Origin of the sequence: Geodermatophilus sp. CPCC 205761 (assembly GCF_051383655.1) — a bacterium.
In the GTDB taxonomy this organism is placed as follows: domain Bacteria; phylum Actinomycetota; class Actinomycetes; order Mycobacteriales; family Geodermatophilaceae; genus Geodermatophilus.
This window is the reverse complement of sequence record NZ_JALPKQ010000014.1, coordinates 86,240-108,196: the sequence shown is the minus strand read 5'-3', so window position 1 is coordinate 108,196 and position 21,957 is coordinate 86,240. Positions and strand designations below refer to the sequence as shown.

Annotated in this window: 17 protein-coding genes; 15 read left to right on the top strand and 2 right to left on the bottom strand. The window is 72.7% G+C overall.

The genetic code is table 11. From position 1 onward, the window contains the following. Positions 1 to 36 precede the first annotated feature (36 nt). The 14 genes from MY526_RS11180 to MY526_RS11115 all read left to right on the top strand — a co-directional run bounded on the left by MY526_RS11180 (position 37) and on the right by MY526_RS11115 (position 17,736). Entirely contained in the window at positions 37 to 1,359 is a 1,323-nt protein-coding gene (locus MY526_RS11180) for an NADH-quinone oxidoreductase subunit D (RefSeq protein ID WP_436692545.1), read from the top strand. After that, a complete protein-coding gene (nuoE, locus tag MY526_RS11175) occupies positions 1,356 to 2,402 on the top strand; it encodes an NADH-quinone oxidoreductase subunit NuoE (protein ID WP_436703892.1) in 1,047 nt (348 codons plus the stop codon). Before MY526_RS11180 ends, nuoE begins: the two co-directional genes overlap by 4 nt. 3 nt (positions 2,403 to 2,405) lie before the next feature. Next, entirely contained in the window at positions 2,406 to 3,737 is a 1,332-nt protein-coding gene (nuoF, locus tag MY526_RS11170) for an NADH-quinone oxidoreductase subunit NuoF (protein ID WP_436692547.1), read from the top strand. 76 nt (positions 3,738 to 3,813) lie between these two features. Further along, positions 3,814 to 6,270: an NADH-quinone oxidoreductase subunit G gene (locus MY526_RS11165; protein ID WP_436703891.1), complete on the top strand. Its 2,457-nt coding sequence runs from the start codon at positions 3,814 to 3,816 to the stop codon at positions 6,268 to 6,270. Then, complete coding sequence (nuoH, locus tag MY526_RS11160; protein ID WP_436703890.1) at positions 6,267 to 7,742, top strand: NADH-quinone oxidoreductase subunit NuoH; 1,476 nt, start codon at positions 6,267 to 6,269, stop codon at positions 7,740 to 7,742. Before MY526_RS11165 ends, nuoH begins: the two co-directional genes overlap by 4 nt. Then, positions 7,735 to 8,427, top strand: coding sequence for an NADH-quinone oxidoreductase subunit NuoI (gene nuoI / locus MY526_RS11155; RefSeq protein ID WP_436692550.1), 693 nt, complete (start codon positions 7,735 to 7,737; stop codon positions 8,425 to 8,427). The genes nuoH and nuoI overlap by 8 nt, the downstream gene beginning before the upstream one ends. Then, positions 8,424 to 9,257, top strand: a complete 834-nt coding sequence (locus tag MY526_RS11150; protein ID WP_436692551.1) for an NADH-quinone oxidoreductase subunit J — start codon at positions 8,424 to 8,426, stop codon at positions 9,255 to 9,257. The genes nuoI and MY526_RS11150 overlap by 4 nt, the downstream gene beginning before the upstream one ends. A gap of 73 nt (positions 9,258 to 9,330) precedes the next feature. Next, positions 9,331 to 9,630, top strand: coding sequence for an NADH-quinone oxidoreductase subunit NuoK (gene nuoK, locus MY526_RS11145; RefSeq protein ID WP_436692552.1), 300 nt, complete (start codon positions 9,331 to 9,333; stop codon positions 9,628 to 9,630). Between the two features lie 19 nt (positions 9,631 to 9,649). Continuing rightward, positions 9,650 to 11,545 (top strand): NADH-quinone oxidoreductase subunit L, encoded by a 1,896-nt coding sequence (gene nuoL / locus MY526_RS11140; protein ID WP_436703889.1) that lies wholly within the window; start codon positions 9,650 to 9,652, stop codon positions 11,543 to 11,545. Between the two features lie 31 nt (positions 11,546 to 11,576). Further along, positions 11,577 to 13,250 carry an NADH-quinone oxidoreductase subunit M gene (locus MY526_RS11135; RefSeq protein ID WP_436703888.1) on the top strand — a complete coding sequence of 558 codons (1,674 nt, stop codon included), beginning with the start codon at positions 11,577 to 11,579 and terminating at the stop codon, positions 13,248 to 13,250. Next, positions 13,250 to 14,812 (top strand): NADH-quinone oxidoreductase subunit NuoN, encoded by a 1,563-nt coding sequence (gene nuoN / locus MY526_RS11130; protein WP_436692555.1) that lies wholly within the window; start codon positions 13,250 to 13,252, stop codon positions 14,810 to 14,812. The genes MY526_RS11135 and nuoN overlap by 1 nt, the downstream gene beginning before the upstream one ends. After that, positions 14,812 to 15,870: a polyprenyl synthetase family protein gene (locus MY526_RS11125; protein ID WP_436692556.1), complete on the top strand. Its 1,059-nt coding sequence runs from the start codon at positions 14,812 to 14,814 to the stop codon at positions 15,868 to 15,870. Before nuoN ends, MY526_RS11125 begins: the two co-directional genes overlap by 1 nt. A 22-nt stretch (positions 15,871 to 15,892) precedes the next feature. Further along, positions 15,893 to 17,107, top strand: coding sequence for a PQQ-dependent sugar dehydrogenase (locus tag MY526_RS11120; RefSeq protein WP_436703887.1), 1,215 nt, complete (start codon positions 15,893 to 15,895; stop codon positions 17,105 to 17,107). Between the two features lie 290 nt (positions 17,108 to 17,397). Then, positions 17,398 to 17,736 (top strand): hypothetical protein, encoded by a 339-nt coding sequence (locus MY526_RS11115; RefSeq protein WP_436692558.1) that lies wholly within the window; start codon positions 17,398 to 17,400, stop codon positions 17,734 to 17,736. Between the two features lie 83 nt (positions 17,737 to 17,819). Here the strand turns inward: MY526_RS11115 and MY526_RS11110 are convergent, their stop codons facing one another. Beyond that, positions 17,820 to 18,929, bottom strand: coding sequence for a 2-oxoacid:ferredoxin oxidoreductase subunit beta (locus tag MY526_RS11110; protein ID WP_436692559.1), 1,110 nt, complete (start codon positions 18,927 to 18,929; stop codon positions 17,820 to 17,822). Then, positions 18,926 to 20,878, bottom strand: coding sequence for a 2-oxoacid:acceptor oxidoreductase subunit alpha (locus MY526_RS11105; protein WP_436692560.1), 1,953 nt, complete (start codon positions 20,876 to 20,878; stop codon positions 18,926 to 18,928). The genes MY526_RS11110 and MY526_RS11105 overlap by 4 nt, the downstream gene beginning before the upstream one ends. Before the next feature lie 203 nt (positions 20,879 to 21,081). Here MY526_RS11105 and htpX point away from each other — a divergent pair, with 203 nt between their 5' ends. Beyond that, on the top strand, positions 21,082 to 21,957 hold the full coding sequence (gene htpX / locus MY526_RS11100) for a zinc metalloprotease HtpX (RefSeq protein ID WP_436692561.1): 876 nt from the start codon (positions 21,082 to 21,084) through the stop codon (positions 21,955 to 21,957).

Sequence of the window (21,957 nt, the reverse complement as noted above, 5' to 3'; positions counted from 1 at the left end):
GGAGCGGAACGAGTCCGGAGTCGAACGGGAGGCATTGTGAGCACCACCTACGACCCCTACGCCGGCTCGCGGGAGACCACCGAGGGCCGGGTCTACACCGTCACCGGCGGCGACTGGGACCAGACGCTCGGCACCGAGGCGTATGGCGAGGAGCGGCTCGTCGTCAACATGGGGCCGCAGCACCCCTCCACCCACGGCGTGCTCCGCCTGGTGCTCGACCTCGAGGGCGAGACGGTCACCAAGGCGCGGGTGGTCATCGGCTACCTGCACACCGGCATCGAGAAGAACACCGAGTACCGGAACTGGACGCAGGGCACGACGTTCGTGACGCGGATGGACTACCTGTCCCCGCTGTACAACGAGGCCGGCTACTGCATGGCCGTCGAGAAGCTGCTCGGCATCGAGGTGCCGCAGCGGGCGCAGACGATCCGCGTGCTGGTGATGGAGCTCAACCGGATCGCCTCGCACCTGGTCGCCCTGGCCACCTTCGGCATGGAGATGGGCGCGCTGACCGGCATGACCAACGGCTTCCGGGAGCGGGAGCTCGTCCTCGACCTGCTCGAGGAGATCACCGGCCTGCGGATGAACCACGCCTACATCCGCCCCGGCGGCCTGGCGCAGGACCTCCCGGTCGGCTCGGTCGAGCACATCCGGGAGTTCCTCGAGCTCATGCCGGCCCGGGTCACCGACTTCCACAAGCTGCTCACCGGCCAGCCGATCTGGCAGGCCCGCCTCAAGGACGCCGGCTACCTCGACGTCACCGGCTGCATCGCGCTCGGCGTCACCGGTCCGGTGCTGCGCGCCGCGGGCCTGCCGTGGGACCTCCGCAAGGTCGAGCCGTACCTGGGCTACGAGACCTACGACTTCGAGGTGCCGACCGCCGACACCTGCGACGCGTGGGGCCGCTACCTCGTGCGCATGGCCGAGGTGAACGAGTCGCTGAAGATCATCGAGCAGGCGCTGGACCGGCTCGAGCCGGGGCCGGTCATGGTGCAGGACCGGAAGATCGCCTGGCCCGCGCAGCTCTCCCTCGGTCCCGACGGCATGGGCAACTCCCTCGAGCACGTCCAGCACATCATGGGCCAGTCGATGGAGGCCCTGATCCACCACTTCAAGCTGGTCACCGAGGGCTTCCGGGTGCCGGCCGGGCAGGTCTACGTGCCGATCGAGTCCCCCCGCGGCGAGCTCGGCTACCACGTGGTCAGCGACGGCGGCACCAGGCCGTGGCGGGTCCACGTGCGCGACCCCAGCTTCGTCAACCTGCAGGCCACGGCGGCGATGAGCGAGGGCGGCATGATCGCCGACGTCATCGCGGCGATCGCCTCGCTCGACCCGGTGATGGGAGGTGTCGACCGGTGAGCGCGCTCCCCGGATCGGCCGAGGGGACGGCGGTCACCGGGCTGGACTCCAGCCCGGTGGAGCCCGCGGCCGCCGACCTGCCGCCGCTGACCGAGCAGACCCGGCTCGAGGCGCGCGAGATCATCGCTCGCTACCCGCAGCCGCGCTCGGCCCTGCTGCCGATGCTGCACCTGGTGCAGAGCTACCAGGGCTACGTCTCGCCCGAGGGCGTGGCGCTGTGCGCCGAGGAGCTCGGCCTCACCAAGGCGGAGGTCGGCGCGGTGGCGACCTTCTACACGATGTACAAGCGCCGTCCCACCGGCCGGCACCTGGTCAGCGTCTGCACCAACACGCTGTGCAGCGTCCTGGGCGGGCAGCGGATCTTCGACGCGCTCGCCGCCGACCTCGCCGTCCACCACGACGAGACCGCCGCGGACGGCTCGATCACCCTCGAGCACGCCGAGTGCCTCGCGGCCTGCGACTACGCGCCGGTGGTCACCGTCGACTACGAGTTCTACGACCAGCAGGACGTCGACGGCGCCCGCGCCCTGGTCGCCGCGCTGCGCCGCGGCGAGAAGCCGCACCCCACCCGCGGCGCACCGCTCACCGACTTCCGCGGGATCTCCCGGCAGTTGGCGGGGTTCTCCCAGTACGAGGACCCCTACGACATGGCCGCCGCCATCGACGCCGAGGGGCGCATCGAGCCCACGCTCGCCGGGCTGCGGCTGGCCGTGGAGCGTGGCGAGTCCGCCCCGCCGATGCCCGGTCCCGAGCAGCCACCGGCCGACGCCGGCGAGCCCCGGGAGACGGTGCAGCCCACGGGTCGCACCGGACAGACCCCGGGGGAGGAGGCGGCCGACGCGCGCGTCGCCGCCGCCGACACCCCGGCGGAGAAGGCGGGCGCCGCCGGAGCGCACCCCGACGCCCCCGAGCCGGCCGGACGGCGGCTGCCGGACGGGGAGACCGGCACCGAGACCCCGCCCGCGGCCCAACCCGCGACCGGGACCAAGCCCCGCACCTCGCCCCGCCCGAATCCACGCCGAGCCAAGAGCAAGGAGGCCTGACCCGTGCCTCTCGCACCCGTGCTGACCTCCCGCTGGGGGGCCGAGCGGTCCTGGCGGCTGTCGACGTACGAGTCCCTCGACGGCTACACCGCGCTGCGCACCGCCCTGGGGATGAGCCCCGACGAGCTGGTGGCGCTGGTCAAGGACTCCGGCCTGCGCGGCCGCGGCGGCGCCGGCTTCCCGACCGGCATGAAGTGGAGCTTCATCCCGCAGCCGAAGCCGGGGGAGACGCCGACCGGCCCGGCCGCGATGCCCAAGTACCTGGTGGTCAACGCCGACGAGGGCGAGCCGGGCACCTGCAAGGACCTCCCGCTGATGATGGCCGACCCGCACTCGCTCATCGAGGGCGTGGTCATCGCGGCGTACGCGATCCGGTCGCACCTGGCGGTCATCTACGTCCGGGGCGAGGCGGTGCACGCCCACCGGCGGCTGCAGTCCGCCGTCGAGGAGGCCTACGCCGCCGGCTACCTCGGCCGCGACGTCCTCGGCTCGGGCTACGACCTGGAGCTGATCGTCCACGCCGGCGCCGGTGCCTACATCTGCGGCGAGGAGACCGCGCTGCTGGACTCGCTGGAGGGCTACCGGGGCCAGCCGCGCCTGAAGCCGCCGTTCCCCGCCGTCGCCGGGCTGTACGGCGCCCCGACGGTGATCAACAACGTGGAGACGCTGGCCAGCGTGCCGTTCGTCGTCCGCGGCGGGTCGGACTGGTTCAAGGAGTTCGGGCCGGAGAAGTCGCCCGGGCCGAAGATCTACTCGCTGTCGGGCCGCGTCGTCCGGCCGGGGCAGTACGAGGCCCCCATGGGGACGACGATGCGCGAGCTGCTGGAGATGGCCGGCGGCGTCCGCCCCGGCCACGAGCTGAAGTTCTGGACGCCGGGTGGCTCCTCGACGCCGTACTTCACCGCGGAGCACCTCGACGTCCCGCTCGACTTCGACTCCGTCGCCGCCGCGGGCTCGATGCTCGGCACCACCGCGCTGATGGTGTTCGACGAGACCGACTCGATCGTCGAGGCGACCCTGCGGTTCACCGAGTTCTACGCGCACGAGAGCTGCGGCAAGTGCACCCCGTGCCGGGAGGGCACCTACTGGCTGGTCCAGATCCTCGACCGGCTCGTGCACGGGCGGGGCACGGCGGCCGACCTCGACCTGCTGACCGACACCTGCGACAACATCCTGGGCCGGTCCTTCTGCGCCCTCGGTGACGGCGCGACCAGCTGCATCGCCAGCTCGCTGAAGTACTTCCGCGACGACTACGTCGCGCTGCTGCCGCCCGAGGAGCAGGCGCGGCTCGGCCGCAGCCTGCCGATCGAGCCCGTCACGGTCGGAGCCGCATAGTGACCGAGCTTGCGAGGGCACCCAGGGACCGAGCGACGCTCGTCACCGGTCCGACGAGCGCGCGCGAGGAGGACCAGTGACGACTCCCCAGCCCGCACCGGCCGCGGTGCCGGCGGTGCCCGGCCCGCACACGCCGCCGGACGCCGTCCACTGCGTCATCGACGGCTTCGACGTCGCCGTGCCCAAGGGGACGCTGATCATCCGGGCCGCAGAGCAGGTCGGGATCCAGATCCCCCGGTTCTGCGACCACCCGCTGCTCGAGCCGGTCGGCGCCTGCCGGCAGTGCCTGGTCGAGGTGGAGGGCCAGCGCAAGCCGGTGGCCTCGTGCACCATGCCGGTGACCGACGGGATGGTGGTGAAGACCCAGCTCACCAGCCCGGTCGCGGACAAGGCGCAGCAGGGGACGATGGAGCTGCTGCTCATCAACCACCCGCTGGACTGCCCGGTCTGCGACAAGGGCGGCGAGTGCCCCCTGCAGAACCAGGCGATGAGCAACGGCCGCACCGAGAGCCGGTTCGTCGACGTCAAGCGGACCTATCCCAAGCCACTGCCGATCAGCAGCGAGGTCCTGCTCGACCGCGAGCGCTGCGTGCTGTGCGCCCGCTGCACCCGCTTCTCCCAGCAGGTGGCCGGCGACCCGTTCATCGAGCTGTTCGAGCGCGGTGCCCTGGAGCAGGTCGCCATCTACGAGGACGAGCCGTTCTCCTCCTACTTCTCCGGCAACACCACCCAGATCTGCCCGGTCGGCGCGCTCACCAGCGCCCAGTACCGGTTCCGCTCCCGCCCCTTCGACCTGCGCAGCGAGCCCAGCGTCTGCGAGCACTGCGCGTCCGGCTGCGCCCAGCGCACCGACTACCGCCGCGGCAAGGTCCTGCGCCGGCTGGCCGGTGAGGACCCGGCGGTCAACGAGGAGTGGAACTGCGACAAGGGCCGCTTCGCCTTCCGCTACGCCGCCGCCAACGACCGGCTGACCACGCCCCTGGTGCGGCGGGACGGCGTGCTGGAGTCCGCGTCATGGCCCGAGGCCTGGGCCGCGGCGGCCGAGGGGCTGCGCGCCGCGCGGGCGGCCGGCGGCGTCGGCGTCCTGCCCGGCGGCCGGCTGACGGTCGAGGACGCCTACGCCTACGCGAAGTTCGCACGGGTCGCGCTCGGCACCAACGACGTCGACGCCCGCGCCCGCGCCCACTCGGCCGAGGAGCTGGCCTTCCTCGCCGCGCACGTCGCCGGCACCGGGCCGTTCAACGGCGCGGTCACCTACGCCGACCTCGGGGACGCCCCGGCGGTGCTGCTCGCCGGCTTCGAGCCGGAGGAGGAGTCGCCGATCGTCTTCCTGCGGCTGCGCCGCGCCGTCCGCACCCGCAAGCTGCCGGTCTTCGACCTCGCCCCCTTCGTCACCCGGGCCGCCGAGAAGCTGCAGGCCACGGTGCTCACCACCCTGCCCGGCACCGAGTCCCGCTCGCTGGCCGCGCTCGCCGAGGGCACGTGGGGCGGGCCTGCGGTCGACGCGCTGCGCACGCCCGGCGCGGTCGTGCTGGCCGGGGAGCGGCTGGCCGAGGTGCCCGGTGCCTTCTCCGCGCTGGCCGCACTCGTGCGCGCCACCGGTGTCCGCGTGGCCTGGGTGCCGCGCCGCGCCGGCGAGCGCGGCGCCGTCGAGGCCGGCGCGCTGCCCATGCTGCTGCCGGGCGGCCGCCCGGTCAGCGACGCCGGGGCGCGAGCCCAGGTCGCCGCCGCCTGGGGCGTCGCCGAGCTGCCGGTCACCCCCGGCCGCGACACCACCGGCATCCTCACCGCCGCCCGCGACGGGCTCCTCGGCGGCCTGCTCGTCGGCGGGGTGGACCCGGCCGACCTGCCCGACCCGCGGCTGGCCGAGGCGGCATTGGCCGCCGCGGGGTTCGTGGTCAGCCTGGAGCTGTTCCCGAGCGCCGTCACCGAGCACGCGGACGTCGTCCTCCCGGTGGCCGCGGCCCCGGAGAAGGCCGGGGCCTACCTGGACTGGGAGGGCCGGCTGCGTCCGTTCGACGCCACGCTGCACGGCACCGGCCAGCTGCCCGACGGCCGCGTGCTCCAGGGCCTGGCCGACGAGCTGGACGTCGACCTGCGGCTGCCGGCGCCCGAGGTGGCCCGCGCGGAGCTCGCCGCGCTCGGGGTCGTCGCGGAGCGTCCTGATGTCCACGGTCTGGACGTCGCGCCGGCGGCCGACCCCGCCCTGGCCGACGACGAGGCGGTGCTCGCCTCGTGGCGGCAGCTGCTCGACGTCGGGACGCTGCAGCGCGACGAGCCCGAGCTGGCCGGCACCGCCCGCCTCCCGGTCGCCCGCCTCGGCAAGGACGTCGCCCGCCGCCTGGACCTGGCCGACGGGGACCGGGTCACCGTCTGCGGCGCGATGGGGGAGGTCAGCCTGCCCGTGCTGGTCACCGAGATGCCCGACCAGGTGGTCTGGCTGCCGATGCGCGCTCCCGGCAGCGAGATCAGGACCCAGTTGGGCACCCCGCCCGGCGGCGTGGTCCGCCTCGTCGCCGGAGGTGCCGCATGAGCGTCCTGGCCGCCGCCGACCAGCCCACCCTCGAGGACTTCGGCACCGACGTCTGGTGGATCGTCCTCATCAAGATCGTCGGCGTGTTCGTCGTCCTGGTGCTGCTGACGCTGTTCGCCATCGTGTTCGAGCGCAAGGTCGTCGCCCGCATGCAGCAGCGGATCGGTCCCAACCGGGTCGGCCCGCGCGGCTACCTGCAGAGCCTCGCCGACGGGCTGAAGCTGGCGTTCAAGGAAGACATCATGCCGGCGCTCGCGGACAAGCCGGTCTACTTCCTGGCCCCAGTGATCGCGACCATCCCGGCGTTCCTCGCGTTCTCGGTCATCCCGCTGGGCCCGACGGTCAGCATCTTCGGCCAGCGCACCCCGCTCCAGCTGACCGACGCCCCCATCGGCGTGCTCGTCGTCCTGGCCTGCTCGGCGATGGGCGTCTACGGCATCGTGCTGGCCGGCTGGGCGTCGGGCTCGACCTACCCGCTGCTGGGCAGCCTGCGCAGCGCCGCGCAGATGGTCAGCTACGAGATCGCGATGGGGCTGTCGATCGTCGCGGTCTTCCTCTACGCCGGCTCGATGTCGACCTCGGAGATCGTCGCGGCGCAGGCCGACGGCAACCGGGTGTCGTTCTTCGGCCTGGAGTTCACCGGACCCAGCTGGTACGCGATCCTGCTGCCGATCTCCTTCGTCATCTACGCCATCGCGGTCGTCGGGGAGACCAACCGGGCCCCGTTCGACCTGCCGGAGGCCGAGAGCGAGCTGGTCGGCGGCTTCCACACCGAGTACTCGTCGCTGAAGTTCGCGCTGTTCTTCCTCGCCGAGTACATCAACATGGTCACCGTCTCGGCGCTGGCCGCGACGCTGTTCCTCGGCGGGTGGCGGGCTCCGTGGCCGCTGTCGATCTGGGACGGCGCCAACGCCGGCTGGTGGCCCCTGCTGTGGTTCTTCCTCAAGGTCGTCGTCGCGCTGTTCGTCTTCATCTGGCTGCGCGGCACCCTGCCCCGGCTCCGCTACGACCAGTTCATGCGGTTCGGCTGGAAGGTGCTCGTCCCAACGGCGCTGGTCTGGATCCTCGCCGTCGCCACGATGCGCACCGTCGCCCGGGAGGCCGACCTGTCCACCGGGCAGGTGGCGTTGTTCGTCGGCGTGCCGATGGCCCTGCTCGTGCTCGCCGGGCTGCTCATCGCCAGCCGGGCCAGCTACCGGGAGACCCGGATCGCGGCGACCAAGGCCGCGGCCGGCTCCATCCACCCGACCGACGCCGAGCCGGAGGTGCTGCCCCCGGCCGGGCCGCGCCGGCGCCCGGCCCAGCCCGCCGGCCCGAGCCGGGCCGAGGGCGGTTTCCCGATCCCGCCCATGGACCTCAAGGTCCCGCCGTCGCCGCGGCTGCGCCGGCGGGAGCCGGTGGCACCCGACGGCGCCGTGGTCGGCACCGGACGGCGGTCCGCCGCCACCAGCCAGGAGGACGGCGATGCCTGAGTGGAACCCGTCGGACGAGAAGGGGCTGGCGCCGACCTCGCGGGGCGAACTGGCCCGCCGGGACCCCGACGCCGGCCCGGTCAAGCGGACGAGCTGGCTGCCCGGCCCGGGCCAGGGCTTCGGCGTCACCTTCGCCCAGATCTTCCGCAAGGTGACCACGGAGGAGTACCCCGAGGTCCCGAAGGTGACCAAGCCGCGCTACCACGGGCGGCACGTGCTCAACCGGCACCCGGACGGGCTGGAGAAGTGCGTCGGGTGCGAGCTGTGCGCGTGGGCCTGCCCGGCCGACGCCATCTACGTCGAGGGTGGCGACAACACCGAGGACGAGCGCTACTCGCCGGGTGAGCGGTACGGCCGCATCTACCAGATCAACTACCTGCGCTGCATCTTCTGCGGGCTGTGCATCGAGGCCTGCCCGACCCGCTCGCTGACCATGAGCAACGACTTCGAGCTGGCCGACGACAACCGGCGGGACCTCATCTACACCAAGGAGCAGCTGATGGCCCCGCTGCTGCCCGGCATGGAGGCCCCGCCGCACCCGATGCGGCTGGGCGACGACGAGAAGGACTACTACGTGCGCGACCGGCAGGCCGCGCCGCCCCGTGACCCCGCGGCCGGGGCGCGGGAGGACCAGCCCGTGGCCGAGGGGGCGGCGGGGCGGGCGGAAGGCGCGGTGCAGGCGTGAACGACGTCGTCATCGGCGCCGGCGAGGCCGTCGTCTTCTGGGTGCTGGGCCCGATCGCCCTGGCCGGCGCGCTGGGCATGGTGCTCTCGCGCAACGCCGTCCACTCGGCGCTGTGGCTGGTCAACACGATGCTGGCGCTGGGCGTCTTCTACGTCGTCCAGGAGGCGCCGTTCCTCGGCGCGGTGCAGATCATCGTCTACACCGGCGCGATCATGATCCTCTTCCTGTTCGTGCTCATGCTGGTCGGCCGTGACTCCTCCGACTCGGTGGTGGAGACCCTCCGCGGGCAGCGGGTGGCCGCCATCGTGCTGGGCATCGGCTTCGCCGGGCTGGTCGGCGCGGGCATCGCCCGGGCCACCCAGGACCTCCCGCTGACCGGCCTGGCGGCGGTGCAGGGCGGGGCGACCAGCAACATCGAGGCGATCGCCGAGCTGATCTTCACCCGTTACCTGCTGGCGTTCGAGGTGACCAGCGCGCTGCTGATCACCGCCGCCGTCGGCGCGATGGTGCTCGCCCACATCGAGCGCGAGCCCGGCACCCGGCGCACCCAGAAGGAGCTCTCCCGCGCCCGGTTCCTCACCGACCGGCCGCAGACCTTCCCCGGCCCCGGCGTGTTCGCCCGGGCCAACTCCGTGGCCGCGCCGGCGCTGCTGCCCGACGGCCGGCTGTCCGAGGACAGCTTCGCCACCGGGATCGATCCCCAGGAGGTCGACCAGATGCCGCGTCCCACCGGCCGGGCCGAGCTCGGCAGCCCCGACGCGGCGCTGGGGTCGCTCGACCCCACGGTCAGCGACACCCCCGGCGGCCGCGACGGAGGGCAGCACAGGTGAGCGGGCTCGCGAGCTCACCCGGGAGCAGAGCAGCCCGGCGAGCGGGGACGACGAGCGCCGGCGAGGAGAAGCCGTGAGCCTCACGCACTACCTGGTGCTGGCGGCGATGCTGTTCACCATCGGCGCGGTCGGCGTGCTCGTGCGGCGCAACGCGATCGTCGTCTTCATGTGCATCGAGCTGATGCTCAACTCGGTGAACCTCACGCTGGTCACCTTCGCCCGGTCCAGCGGGACCGTCGACGGCCAGATCATGGCGTTCTTCGTCATGGTCGTCGCCGCGGCGGAGGTCGTCGTCGGCCTCGCGATCATCATGTCCATCTACCGGACCCGCCGGTCGGCGTCGGTCGACGACGCCAACCTGCTCAAGTACTGACGAGACGGGGACTCCGGGAATGGACACCGTGCCCGCCGACGGGCTGCTCGTTGCCTCCTGGCTGCTGATCGCGCTGCCGCTGGCCGGCGCCGCCGTGCTGCTGCTCGGCGGCCGCCGCACCGACCGCTGGGGCCACCTGCTCGGCACCGGGACGGTGGTCGCCGCGTTCGTGCTCGGCCTGCTCTGCACGTTCGCCGTGGACGGCCGGCAGGTCGACGTCGACCTGTTCACCTTCATCTCCAGCGGGTCGCTGGACGTGCAGGCCGGCCTGCTGGTCGACCCGCTCTCGGTGGCGTTCGTCCTGCTGATCACCGGGGTGGGCGCGCTCATCCACATCTACTCGATCGGCTACATGGCGCACGACCCGCGGCGCCGGCGGTTCTTCGCCTACCTCAACCTCTTCGTCGCCGCGATGCTGCTGCTCGTCCTCGGCGACAACTACGTGGCCCTCTACGTCGGCTGGGAGGGCGTGGGCCTGGCCTCCTACCTGCTCATCGCCTTCTGGCACGAGCGCCCGGAGGCGGCCACCGCCGCGAAGAAGGCGTTCGTCATGAACCGGGTCGGCGACGTCGGGCTGGCGCTGGCGATCTTCCTGATGTTCGCCCAGCTCGGCACCGTCACCTACGAGGGTGTCTTCGGCTCCGTCGGCGCGGTGGCCGGCGGCACGGTCACCGCGATCGGCCTGCTGCTCCTGCTCGGCGCCTGCGGCAAGTCCGGCCAGTTCCCGCTCCAGGCGTGGCTGCCCGACGCGATGGAGGGCCCGACCCCGGTCTCCGCTCTCATCCACGCCGCGACCATGGTCACCGCCGGCGTGTACCTGATCTCCCGGAGCGCGCCGGTCTTCGACGAGACGCCGACCGCGCGGGCCGTGGTCCTCGCCGTCGGTGCGATCACGCTGATGATCGGGGCGATCGCCGGCTGCGCGCAGGACGACATCAAGAAGGTGCTGGCCTACTCCACGGTCAGCCAGATCGGCTACATGTTCCTCGCCGTCGGTCTCGGCCCGGTCGGGTACGTGGCCGGCCTGACCCACCTCTTCACGCACGGCTTCTTCAAGGCCGGGCTCTTCCTCGGCGCCGGCTCGGTCATGCACGCGATGAACGACTCGGTCGACATGCGCCGCTACGGCGGGCTGGCCTCGACGATGCGCATCACGTTCGTGACCTTCGGCCTGGGCTACCTGGCGCTGATCGGCTTCCCGTTCCTGTCCGGCTTCTTCAGCAAGGACGCGATCATCGAGGCCGCGCTCGACCGCGGCGACGGCTGGGGCTACGTGCTCGGCGGGCTGGCCATCCTGGCGGCCGGCCTGACCGCGTTCTACATGACCCGGCTGATGCTCATGACCTTCTTCGGCCGGCCGCGCTGGGAGGACGGCGTCCACCCGCACGAGTCCCCGCCGGTCATGACCGTGCCGATGATCGTGCTCGCCGTGGGCTCGGTGTTCGCCGGCTTCCTGCTGGTCGTCGTCTTCCCGCTCGAGGAGTGGATGGCCCCGGTGTTCGGCGAGCCGGAGGAGGCCGAGCACGTGGTCGCGCCGCTGGTCGTGAGCGTGCTGGTCACCGTGGTGATGGCGCTCGGCGTGCTCGCCGCCTGGCTGTTCGTCGGACGGCGCGAGGTGCCGGTGGCCGCGCCGGCGCGGGTGTCCCCGGTGGTGCGGGCCGCCCGCCGCGCGCTCTACGCCGACACGGTCAACGAGTCGCTGTTCATGCGCCCCGGCCAGTGGCTGACCCGCGCGCTGGTGTTCGTGGACAACCGCGGGGTGGACGGCGCGGTGAACGGGATGGCGGCCGCGCTGGGCGGGTCGTCGTCCCGGCTGGGTCGCACCCAGACCGGCTTCGTCCGCTCGTACGCCCTGTCGATGCTCGGCGGCGCGGTCATCGTGGCCGGGGCGCTGCTGGCGGTGACGGCCGGGTGAGCGGGCTGCTTTCCGATCGAGAGGCGACGTCGTGAGTGACTTCCCGTTCCTGCTCGCCATGATCGCCGTCCCGGCGGTGGGGGCCGCGGTGGTCGCGGCGCTGCCCACGGGCCGGGACGAGGCGGCCAAGCGGCTCGCCCTCGGCGTCAGCGGGCTGGTCCTCCTGCTCGCCGTCCTCGCGACGATCGCCTTCGACTCCGGCGGCGACCGGTTCCAGCTGACGACGTCGGTCTCCTGGATCCCCGACTTCGGCGTCTACTTCGCCCTCGGCGTCGACGGCATCGCCCTGGTCATGCTGCTGCTGGTCGGCGTGCTGGTGCCGGTCGTCGTGGTCGCCTCCTGGCGGGACACCCCGCCCGGCGGCCGGTCGATGCAGACCTTCTTCGCCTGGCTGCTGCTGCTCGAGGCGATGATGGTCGGCGTCTTCGCGGCGACCGACGTCTTCCTGTTCTACGTCTTCTTCGAGGCGATGCTCGTCCCGATGTACTTCCTGATCGGCAGCTACGGCGGGCCGCGACGGCAGTACGCCGCGGTGAAGTTCTTCCTCTACAGCCTGGTCGGCGGCCTGGTCATGCTGGCGGCGGTGATCGGGCTGTACGTGGTGAGCCGGAGCGAGCTGGGCGAGGGCACCTTCGCGTTCGACGCGCTCCGGCAGCTCGAGATCGACCCGGGTGTGCAGAAGCTGCTGTTCCTCGGCTTCTTCATCGCCTTCGCGATCAAGGCGCCGCTGGTGCCCTTCCACACCTGGCTGCCCGACTCCGGTGCCGAGGCGCCGATCGGGGGCGCGGTGCTGCTGGTCGGCGTCCTGGACAAGGTGGGCACCTTCGGGTTCATCCGCTACTGCCTGCCGCTGTTCCCCGACGCATCCCGCGACCTCGCACCGTTCGTGCTGGTGCTCGCCGTGGCCGGCATCCTCTACGCCGCGCTGCTGGCGATGGGGCAGAACGACATGAAGCGGCTGGTCTCCTACACCTCGATCGCGCACTTCGGCTTCATCGCGCTGGGCATCTTCGCCTTCACGACCGAGGCGACCACCGGCGCGGTGCTCTACATGGTCAACCACGGCATCGCGACCGGCCTGCTGTTCCTGGTCGTCGGCATGCTCATCGCCCGGGGCGGCTCCCGGCTGATCGGCGACTACGGCGGCGTCGCCCGCCAGGCGCCGCGGCTGGCCGGCGTCTTCCTCATCGCCGGGCTCGCCTCGCTGGCACTGCCGGGCACCAACAGCTTCGTCAGCGAGTTCCTCGTGCTGGTCGGCTCGTTCCCGTCGCGGCCGGTGTTCACCATCGTGGCGACCGTCGGCATCATCCTGGCCGCGCTCTACGTGCTGCTCATGTACCAGCGCACGATGCACGGCCCGCCGCGCGGCGTGCTCCTGGAGACCGGCGAGGGGACGCCCGCCGGCACCGGCACCGGCACGGGCGCCACCGGCACCGGCACCGGCAGTACCGCCGCCGGCAGCACCGCGACCCTGACCGCCCCGACCGCCCCGACCGCCGCGCCTGCCCGGCTGCGGGTGCGCGACCTCGGCCGCCGCGAGATGGCCGTCGCCGCCCCGATGGTCGCGCTGGTCATCGTGCTCGGCTTCTACCCGCAGCCGCTCATCGACCTCATCGAGCCGGCCGTCGCCGCCACCATGAGCGACGTCGGCGCCGACCCCGCCGGCGTCGAGCCGGCCACCACCGACGCCGGGGAGACCGACTGATGCTCAGCGCGGCGGACGCGATCGAGGCCCCGAGCCTGTCGCTGGGCGCCCTCGCCCCGTTCCTCCTCGTCTTCGGCGCGGCCTGCATCGGGGTCCTCGTCGAGGCGTTCCTGCCCCGCGAGCACCGGCACCCGGTCCAGGTGGCCGTGGCGCTCGCCGGCACGCTCGGCGGGCTGGTCACCAGCCTGCTGCTCGCGGGGGAGCGGGAGGTCACCGCCGGCGGCGCGCTCGCCGTCGACGGCGCCGCGGTGTTCCTGCAGGCCACCATCGCCGGGCTCGGCGCGCTGTCGCTGCTGCTGTTCGCCGAGCGCTCGCTGGACCCGGCGCGGTCGGCCTTCGTCGCCGCCGCGGCGGTGCCCGCCGGCAGCCCGCGCGACCGGGAGCTGATGACGGCGTCGCGGGTGCAGACCGAGGTCTACCCGCTGGCCACCTTCGCCATCGGCGGCATGATGCTGTTCGTCGCCTCCAACGACCTGCTCATCATGTTCGTCGCGCTCGAGGTGCTCAGCCTGCCGCTGTACCTGATCAGCGGGCTGGCCCGCCGCCGGCGGCTGCTCTCGCAGGAGGCGGCGGTCAAGTACTTCCTGCTGGGCGCGTTCGCCTCCGCCTTCTTCCTCTACGGCCTGGCGCTGGTCTACGGCGCCACCGGCAGCGTCCGGCTGGCCGACATCCGCTCCGCCTCGGCCGCCGGCGGCACCGACGTCCTGCTGGTCCTCGGGCTGGCGCTGCTGATCGTCGGGCTGATGTTCAAGGCCAGCGTCGCGCCGTTCCACTCCTGGACGCCGGACGTCTACCAGGGCGCCCCGACGCCGGTCACCGCGTTCATGGCCGCCTGCACCAAGGTCGCTGCGTTCGGGGCGATCCTGCGGCTGCTCTACGTCGCCTTCGGCACCAGCGAGTGGACCTGGCGACCGCTGCTCTACGGCATCGCGATCGTCTCGATGGTCGTGGGCGCCGTCCTCGGCCTCACCCAGACCGACCTCAAGCGGATGCTCGCCTACTCCTCGATCGCGCACGCGGGCTTCCTGCTCACCGGCGTCATCGGCCTCGGTGGCGGTGCGGAGGGCGACGGCTCGGGGCTGGGCCCGACGATGTTCTACCTGCTGGCCTACGGCCTGACCACGATCGGCACCTTCGCCGTCCTGACCCTGGTCCGCGACGGCGACGGCGAGGCCACGCACCTGGCCAAGTGGGCCGGCCTGGCGCGTCGGTCCCCGCTCACGGCGGCGGTCATGGGCCTGTTCCTGCTCGCGCTCGCCGGCCTCCCGCTCACCAGCGGCTTCACCGGGAAGTTCGCCGTCTTCCGGGCGGCGATCGACGACGGCGCGTGGCCGCTGGTCGTGATCGCGCTGCTGGCCAGCGCGGTGGCGGCGTTCTTCTACCTGCGGGTGCTCGTGCTCATGTACTTCAGCGAGCCGGCGGCCGACGGCCCGACGGTCGGCGTCCCCGGTCTACCGACCACGATCGTGCTGGCCGTGACCGTCACCGCGACCGTCGTCCTGGGGGTCGTGCCCGGGGCGGTGCTGGACCTGGCCGAGCAGGCGGCTATCTTCGTCGGTTGATGACCGGAGCCAGCGCCGCCCTCGACGGGGACACCCCGGCCGACACCTGGCAGCGGGTCTCGACCCCCGCCTCGACGATCGGGCCGTGGCTGCCCGAGGGAGACCTCGGCGCGCGGCTCGCCGAGGGGCTGGCCCGGGTCGAGGACGCGCTGCTGACCGCCGTGCAGAGCGAGCACGCCTTCATCCAGGAGGCCGCCGGTCACCTCGTCGCCGCTGGCGGCAAGCGGTTCCGCCCGCTGCTGGCGCTGCTCGCCGCCGAGCTCGGCGACCCGCGCGCGCCGGGAGTGACCGAGGCGGCGGTGGTGTGCGAGCTCACCCACCTCGCCACGCTGTACCACGACGACGTCATGGACGAGGCCGCCGTGCGCCGCGGTGCGCCCAGTGCGAACAGCCGGTGGTCCAACAGCATCGCCATCCTCACCGGCGACTTCCTCTTCGCGCGGGCCTCCGACCTGCTCGCCGACCTCGGCCCGGACGCGGTGCGCATCCAGGCACGCACCTTCGAGCGGCTGGTGACCGGGCAGATCCGGGAGACCGTCGGCGCCCGCCCCGGCGACGACCCGGTCGCGCACTACCTCGAGGTGCTGGCCGACAAGACCGGCTCCCTGGTGGCCACCTCGGCCCGGTTCGGCGCCTCGTTCGCCGGGGTGGACCCCGTGCTCGTCACCGCGCTGACCGCCTTCGCCGAGGAGGTCGGGGTCGCCTTCCAGATGTCCGACGACCTGCTCGACATCGTCAGCGAGGGCGGCGCCTCCGGGAAGTCGCCCGGCACCGACCTGCGGGAGGGCGTGGCGACGCTGCCCGCGCTGATCGCCCTCGCCGGCGACGACCCGGCCGAGGCGCGGCTGCGCCAGCTGGTCTCCGGCCCGATCACCGACGACGGCGAGCACGCGGAGGCGCTGGACCTGCTGCGCTCGTCGGCGGCGCTGGCGCGAGCGACCGAGGTGCTGGGGGAGTACGCCGACCGGGCCCGGGTGCGGCTGGCCGCGGTGCCGGCCGGGTCGGTCCGTGAGGCGCTCTCGGCGCTGTGCGACTACGTGGTCACGCGCACCAGCTGACCATCCGGGGCATCCTGTGCGGGTGTCCAGCCGCCTGACCTGCCTGGTTGCCGCTGTCCTGCTGCTCGCCGCCTGCAGCGGGACGGCGGAACCCGCTGGCCCGGGCACGCCGACCGCCGCCTCGTCACTCCCACCGGCCAGCCCGTCCGGCTCACCCACGTCGGCGCCGACGTCGCCGGCGCTCGACGTCGCGGTGGTCGTCGACGGGCTGGACCACCCCTGGGACGTCGCCCAGGCGCCCGACGGCACCCTGCTCGTCGACGAGCGCGGGGGCGGCCTCACCGCGGTGCTGCCGGACGGCGCGGTGCAGGAGGTGGCGGCCGACTTCGACGACCTGTTCGCCGACGGGGAGACCGGCCTCATGGGGCTGGTGCTCGACCCCGCGTTCGACCGGAGCCGGCGCTTCTACACCTGCCAGGGCCAGGAGGACGGCGGCGAGCGGTCGATCGCGGTCGTCGCCTGGACCGTCGACCCGGCCTGGCGCAGCGCGACCCGGGTCGCCGACCCGCTGCTGGGCGGCATCCCGGTCAACGAGCGGTCCGGCCGGCACGGCGGGTGCCGCCTGCGCTTCGACCCGACGGGCGCGCTGCTGGTGGGCACCGGCGACAACGCCGTCGGGACCAACCCGCAGGACCTCGGCACCCTCGCCGGCAAGGTGCTGCGGATCGACGCGGCCACCGGCGCCCCGGCGCCGGACAACCCGTTCGCCGGCCGCGGCGGCGCGGCGGCGTACGTCTGGACGTACGGGCAGCGCAACGTGCAGGGGCTGGCGGTCCGGCCCGGCAGCGGCCAGGTCTACGCCGCTGAGCAGGGCACCGACCGGGACGACGAGGTGACGCTGCTGCGCGCCGGCGGCAACGGAGGCTACGACCCGGACGGCCGCGGCAGCTACGACGAGAGCGTGCCGATGACCGACCCGGCGCTGCCCGACGTCGTGCCGGCCACCTGGGCCTCCGGGGACCCCACGATCGCGACCTGCGGGGCCACCTTCCTCGACGGGGACCAGTGGCAGGGCTACGAGGGGCTGCTGCTGGTCGGCGTCCTCAAGGACCGTGGCGTGCTGGCGCTGCTCATCGCCGACGACGGGCGGCTGCTCGAGCAGTTCCGGTTGCCCGAGCTGGAGGGGTCGTACGGCCGCATCCGCACGGTGCAGCAAGGGGGTGACGGCGCACTCTACGTGACCACCGACAACGGGGGTGGTGAGGATCAGCTACTGCGGGTGACGCCGCGCTCCTGACCCGCTACCGGCGGCCGAGGTTTTCTCCCAGCGGGTTGTGACCGAACTCACAGGTTCGACAGGGTCGCCGGGTCAGGTTCCACGGTCGCATCCCGCGGCCGAGTGACAAGGGGAAAACCATGCACCGCTCACGTCTTCTCGTCGTCGTCCCCGCCGCCACGGCGCTGGTTCTCACCGGCCTGTCGCCCGCCTGGGCCGATGACGGGCATCCCGACCGCCACGGGCACGACGATGCCTGGGCCAAGGTCCTCCGGATCGACGACGAGGCCGAGCTGGACGATCGCGGCCGCGTGCTCGAGGTCAGCTTCGAGTACAAGTGCGAGGAAGACGACAGGAACAGCGTCACGGCCGACGTGACGGCCGTGAACAGGCACGAGGACCTCCGCTACGAGGCGGACGACGCCGATCTCAACTGCGACGGCCGCGCCCACTGGATCACCGTCCGGCTGGCCAAGGAAGAGGACAGGGCCCGGGAGGGCGACAGGGTCGACGTGACGGTGGAGATCAACGAGGACGGCGACGAACTCGACTCGGAGACCCGGCGTGACGTCGAGGTCGTGGACGAGGAGAACGGTGACCGCGACGGTGACCACCACCACGACGACAAGGACCACGACGACCCTCACTGAGCCAACGGCTCTGAGGGACTGACCTCCGACACGAGAAGGGGCGCCCGGACCTGGTGGTCCGGGCGCCCCTTCTCTGGTGTCTGTCAGGCGCTGACGGTCCAGGTGTCGCTGCCGGTGAGGATGGCGTCGAGGTCGGCCGGGGTGGTGGCGGTGGCCTGGTCGAGCTGATCGGCCATCATCCGGTCGTAGGTGGGCTTCTGCACGGCCCGGAAGACGCCCATCGGGGTGTAGCGGAGGTCCTGGGAGGACAGCCGGGACAGCGCGAAGGCGTAGGAGGGGTCGGCGCGGTGGGCGTCGTGGACGACGATGTCGGCCTCGTCGGTCTGGGTGGTCTCGGCGATGGCCAGCCCGCCGAACGGGTCGCGGACCACGCAGGAGGCGCCGTCCGGGCCGAACACCAGCGGCCGGCCGTGCTCGAGCGGGATGGTCCACTGCGGTCCGGTGGCCGGGTCCTTGAGCAGGTCGAAGGCGCCGTCGTTGAAGATGTTGCAGTTCTGGTAGATCTCCACCAGCGCGGTGCCCTGGTGTTCGGCGGCCTGCCGCAGCACGTCGGTCAGCCCCTTGCGGTCGGAGTCCATCGCCCGCCCGACGAAGGTGGCGTCGGCGCCCAGCGCCAGGGAGACCGGGTTGAACGGGTGGTCCAGGGAGCCCATCGGGGTGGACTTGGTGACCTTGCCGACCTCGCTGGTGGGGGAGTACTGGCCCTTGGTGAGCCCGTAGATCCGGTTGTTGAACAGCAGGATGGTCAGGTTCACGTTGCGGCGCAGGGTGTGGATGAGGTGGTTGCCGCCGATGGACAGCGCGTCGCCGTCGCCGGTGACCACCCACACCGACAGGTCCGGGCGGGAGGCGGCCAGGCCGGTGGCGATCGCCGGGGCGCGGCCGTGGATGGAGTGCATCCCGTAGGTGTTCATGTAGTACGGGAACCGGGAGGAGCAGCCGATCCCGGAGACGATGACCATGTCCTCGCGGGCGATGCCGAGGGAGGGCAGGAAGCTCTGCACGGCGTTGAGGATCACGTAGTCCCCGCAGCCGGGGCACCAGCGCACCTCCTGGTCGGTCTTCATGTCCTTGGCCTTGAGCGCCGTCTGCTTGTCGCCCTGGGTGGCGACCGACGCGGAGATGGCGTCGGCGATCGGGCCTCCGGGTGCGTCGGGCATGCCGAGGTCGTGCACGTGGTCGGTGGTGGTCATTCCGCCCCTCCGATGGGGTCGGCGGCGAGGGGGGCGCCGCTGGTGGAGTCGATGACGTCCTGCAGCACCGCGGCCAGTTCGGCGGCGCGGAAGGGCAGCCCGCGGACCTGGGTGTGGGACTGGACGTCGATCAGGTACTTGGCGCGCAGCAGCAGCGCGAGCTGACCGAGGTTCATCTCCGGGCAGACCACCCGCTCGTAGCGGGCCAGCAGCTCGCCCAGATCGGCGGGCAGCGGGTTGAGGTGCCGCAGGTGCAACTGCGCGACCGACCGCCCCGAGCGGCGGATCCGCCGGCAGGCCGCGCCGATCGGCCCGTAGGTGGAGCCCCAGCCGATCACCGCCACGGTCGCGTCGCCGTCGGGGTCGTCGACCTCGGTGGGCGGCAGCGTGGCCGCGATCCCGTCGACCTTGGCCTGGCGCAGCCGGGTCATCAGGTCGTGGTTGACCGGGTCGTAGGAGATGTTGCCGGTCTTGTCGGCCTTCTCCAGGCCGCCGATGCGGTGCTGCATGCCGGCGGTGCCGGGGATCGCCCACGGCCGGGCCAGCGTGTCCTCGTCGCGCAGGTAGGGCAGGAACTCGCCGTCGGCGCCGTTGGGCTCGGTGGCGAAGCCGACCGCCGGCGTCAGGTCGGGCAGGTCGTCGACGTCGGGGATCGGCCAGGGCTCGGCGCCGTTGGCCAGATAGCCGTCGGACAGCAGGATCACCGGCGTCCGGTAGGCCAGCGCGATCCGGGCGGCCTCCAGCGCGGCGTCGAAGCAGTCCCCCGGCGAGCGCGGGGCGATCACCGGCAGCGGCGCCTCGCCGTTGCGGCCGAACATGGCCTGCAGCAGATCCGACTGCTCGGTCTTGGTCGGCAGCCCGGTCGACGGGCCGCCGCGCTGCACGTCGATGACCAGCAGCGGCAGCTCGGTCATCACCGCCAGCCCGATCGCCTCGCTCTTCAGCGAGATGCCGGGACCGGAGGTGGTGGTCACGCCCAGCGCGCCGCCGAAGGACGCGCCGATCGCCGACGCCACCCCGGCGATCTCGTCCTCGGCCTGGAAGGTCCGCACACCGAAGGACTTGTGCTTGGACAGCTCGTGCAGGATGTCGGAGGCGGGGGTGATCGGATAGGCGCCGAGGAACACCGGCAGCCCGGACCGCTGCCCGGCCGCCACGATGCCCAGCGCCAGCGCCTGGTTGCCGGAGATGTTGCGGTACCGGCCCGGCGCCATCGGGGCGGGCTTGATCTCGTAGGAGACGGCGAACGCCTCGGTGGTCTCGCCGTAGTTGTAGCCGGCCCGGAAGGCGGCGATGTTGGCCGCGGCGATCTCGGGCTTGCGGCGGAACTGCCGCTCCAGGAACCGCACCGTGCCCTCGGTGGGCCGGTGGTACATCCAGGACAGCAGGCCGAGGGTGAACATGTTCTTGCTCCGCTCGGCCTCCTTCTTGCCCAGCCCGGAGTCGGCCAGCGCGTCCAGGGTCATCGAGGTCAGCGGCACGGCCACGGTCTGCCAGCCTTCCAGCGACCCGTCCTCGAGCGGGTTGGTGGCGTAGCCGACCTTCGCCAGGTTGCGGGGGGTGAACTCGTCGGAGTCCACGATCAGCAGCCCGCCGCCGGGTAGGTCGGACAGGTTCGCCTTCAGCGCCGCCGGGTTCATCGCCACCAGCACGTCCGGGGCGTCGCCGGGGGTCATGATGTCGTGGTCGGCGAAGTGCAGCTGGAACGACGACACCCCGGGCAGGGTCCCCGTCGGCGCCCGGATCTCGGCCGGGAAGTTCGGCAGCGTGGACAGGTCGTTCCCGAAGGACGCCGTCTCGCTGGTGAACCGGTTCCCGGTCAGCTGCATCCCGTCACCGGAGTCACCGGCCAGCCGGATAACCACCCGGTCCAGCTCGACGACGCTCTTGACGAAGGGCGCGGAGCCCTCGCCGGCGTCGGCGGTGACGGGCGTGTTGGTCGCAGTCATCAGTGGTGTACCTCCACCGGCCGAGATTACGTGGCTCACCCGTCACGGTTCCCGTGACGGGGGTCACAAGTGCAGAACGTCCGGGGTTCCCGGCACCGCCACGGTGCAACCGGACCGGCATCGGCCGCATTCCGTGACCGTGTCGCAGCCGCCGGGCCGGCCCTCAGGGGAACGGCGCCCCCGGGGCCGCCGTTGACCCGGGCGTGCAGCGCTGGAGCAACGGGCTGAAGACCGCGGTCCTCCTCGGTCTCATGGGGGCGCTGATCCTCGCCGCCGGCGCGCTGATCGGCGGACGGGGCGGACTCTTGATCGCACTCGTCGTCGCCCTCGCGGTCAACGGCTACGCGTACGTCAACAGCGACACGCTCGCCCTGCGGGCGATGCGTGCCTTCCCGGTGACCGAGACGCAGGCCCCGGCGCTCTACGCGATGGTCCGGGAGCTGGCCACCGGGGCCCGGCAGCCGATGCCCCGGCTCTACGTGAGCCCGACCGACCAGCCCAACGCGTTCGCCACCGGCCGCAACCCGCGCAGGGCGGCCGTCTGCGTCACCCAGGGCATCCTGGAACTGCTCGACCGCCGGGAGCTGCGCGGCGTCCTCGCCCACGAGCTGTCGCACGTCTACAACCGCGACATCCTCATCAGCTCGGTCGCCGGCGCGATGGCGACGGTGGTCACCTATCTCGCGCACATGGCGATGTTCGCCTCGCTGTTCGGCGGCCGGTCCGACGAGCGGGGCGGCGGCAACGCCCTCGGCAGCCTGCTGCTGGTCTTCCTGGGCCCGGTCGCGGCGGGGGTGGTGCGGATGGCGGTCAGCCGCAGCCGCGAGTACCAGGCCGACGCCTCGGGGGCCGCGCTCTCGCACGACCCACTCGCGCTGGCCGCGGCGCTGCGCAAGATCGAGCGCGGCGCCACCGCCCGGCCTCTGCCGCAGGAGGACCGGCTGGTGACCCAGAGCCACCTGATGATCGCCAACCCGTTCCGCGGTCAGGGGCTCGCGTCGCTGTTCACCACCCACCCGCCGATGGCTCAGCGGATCGCCCGGCTGGAGCAGATGGCCCGGGAGCCCGACCAGCGCTGA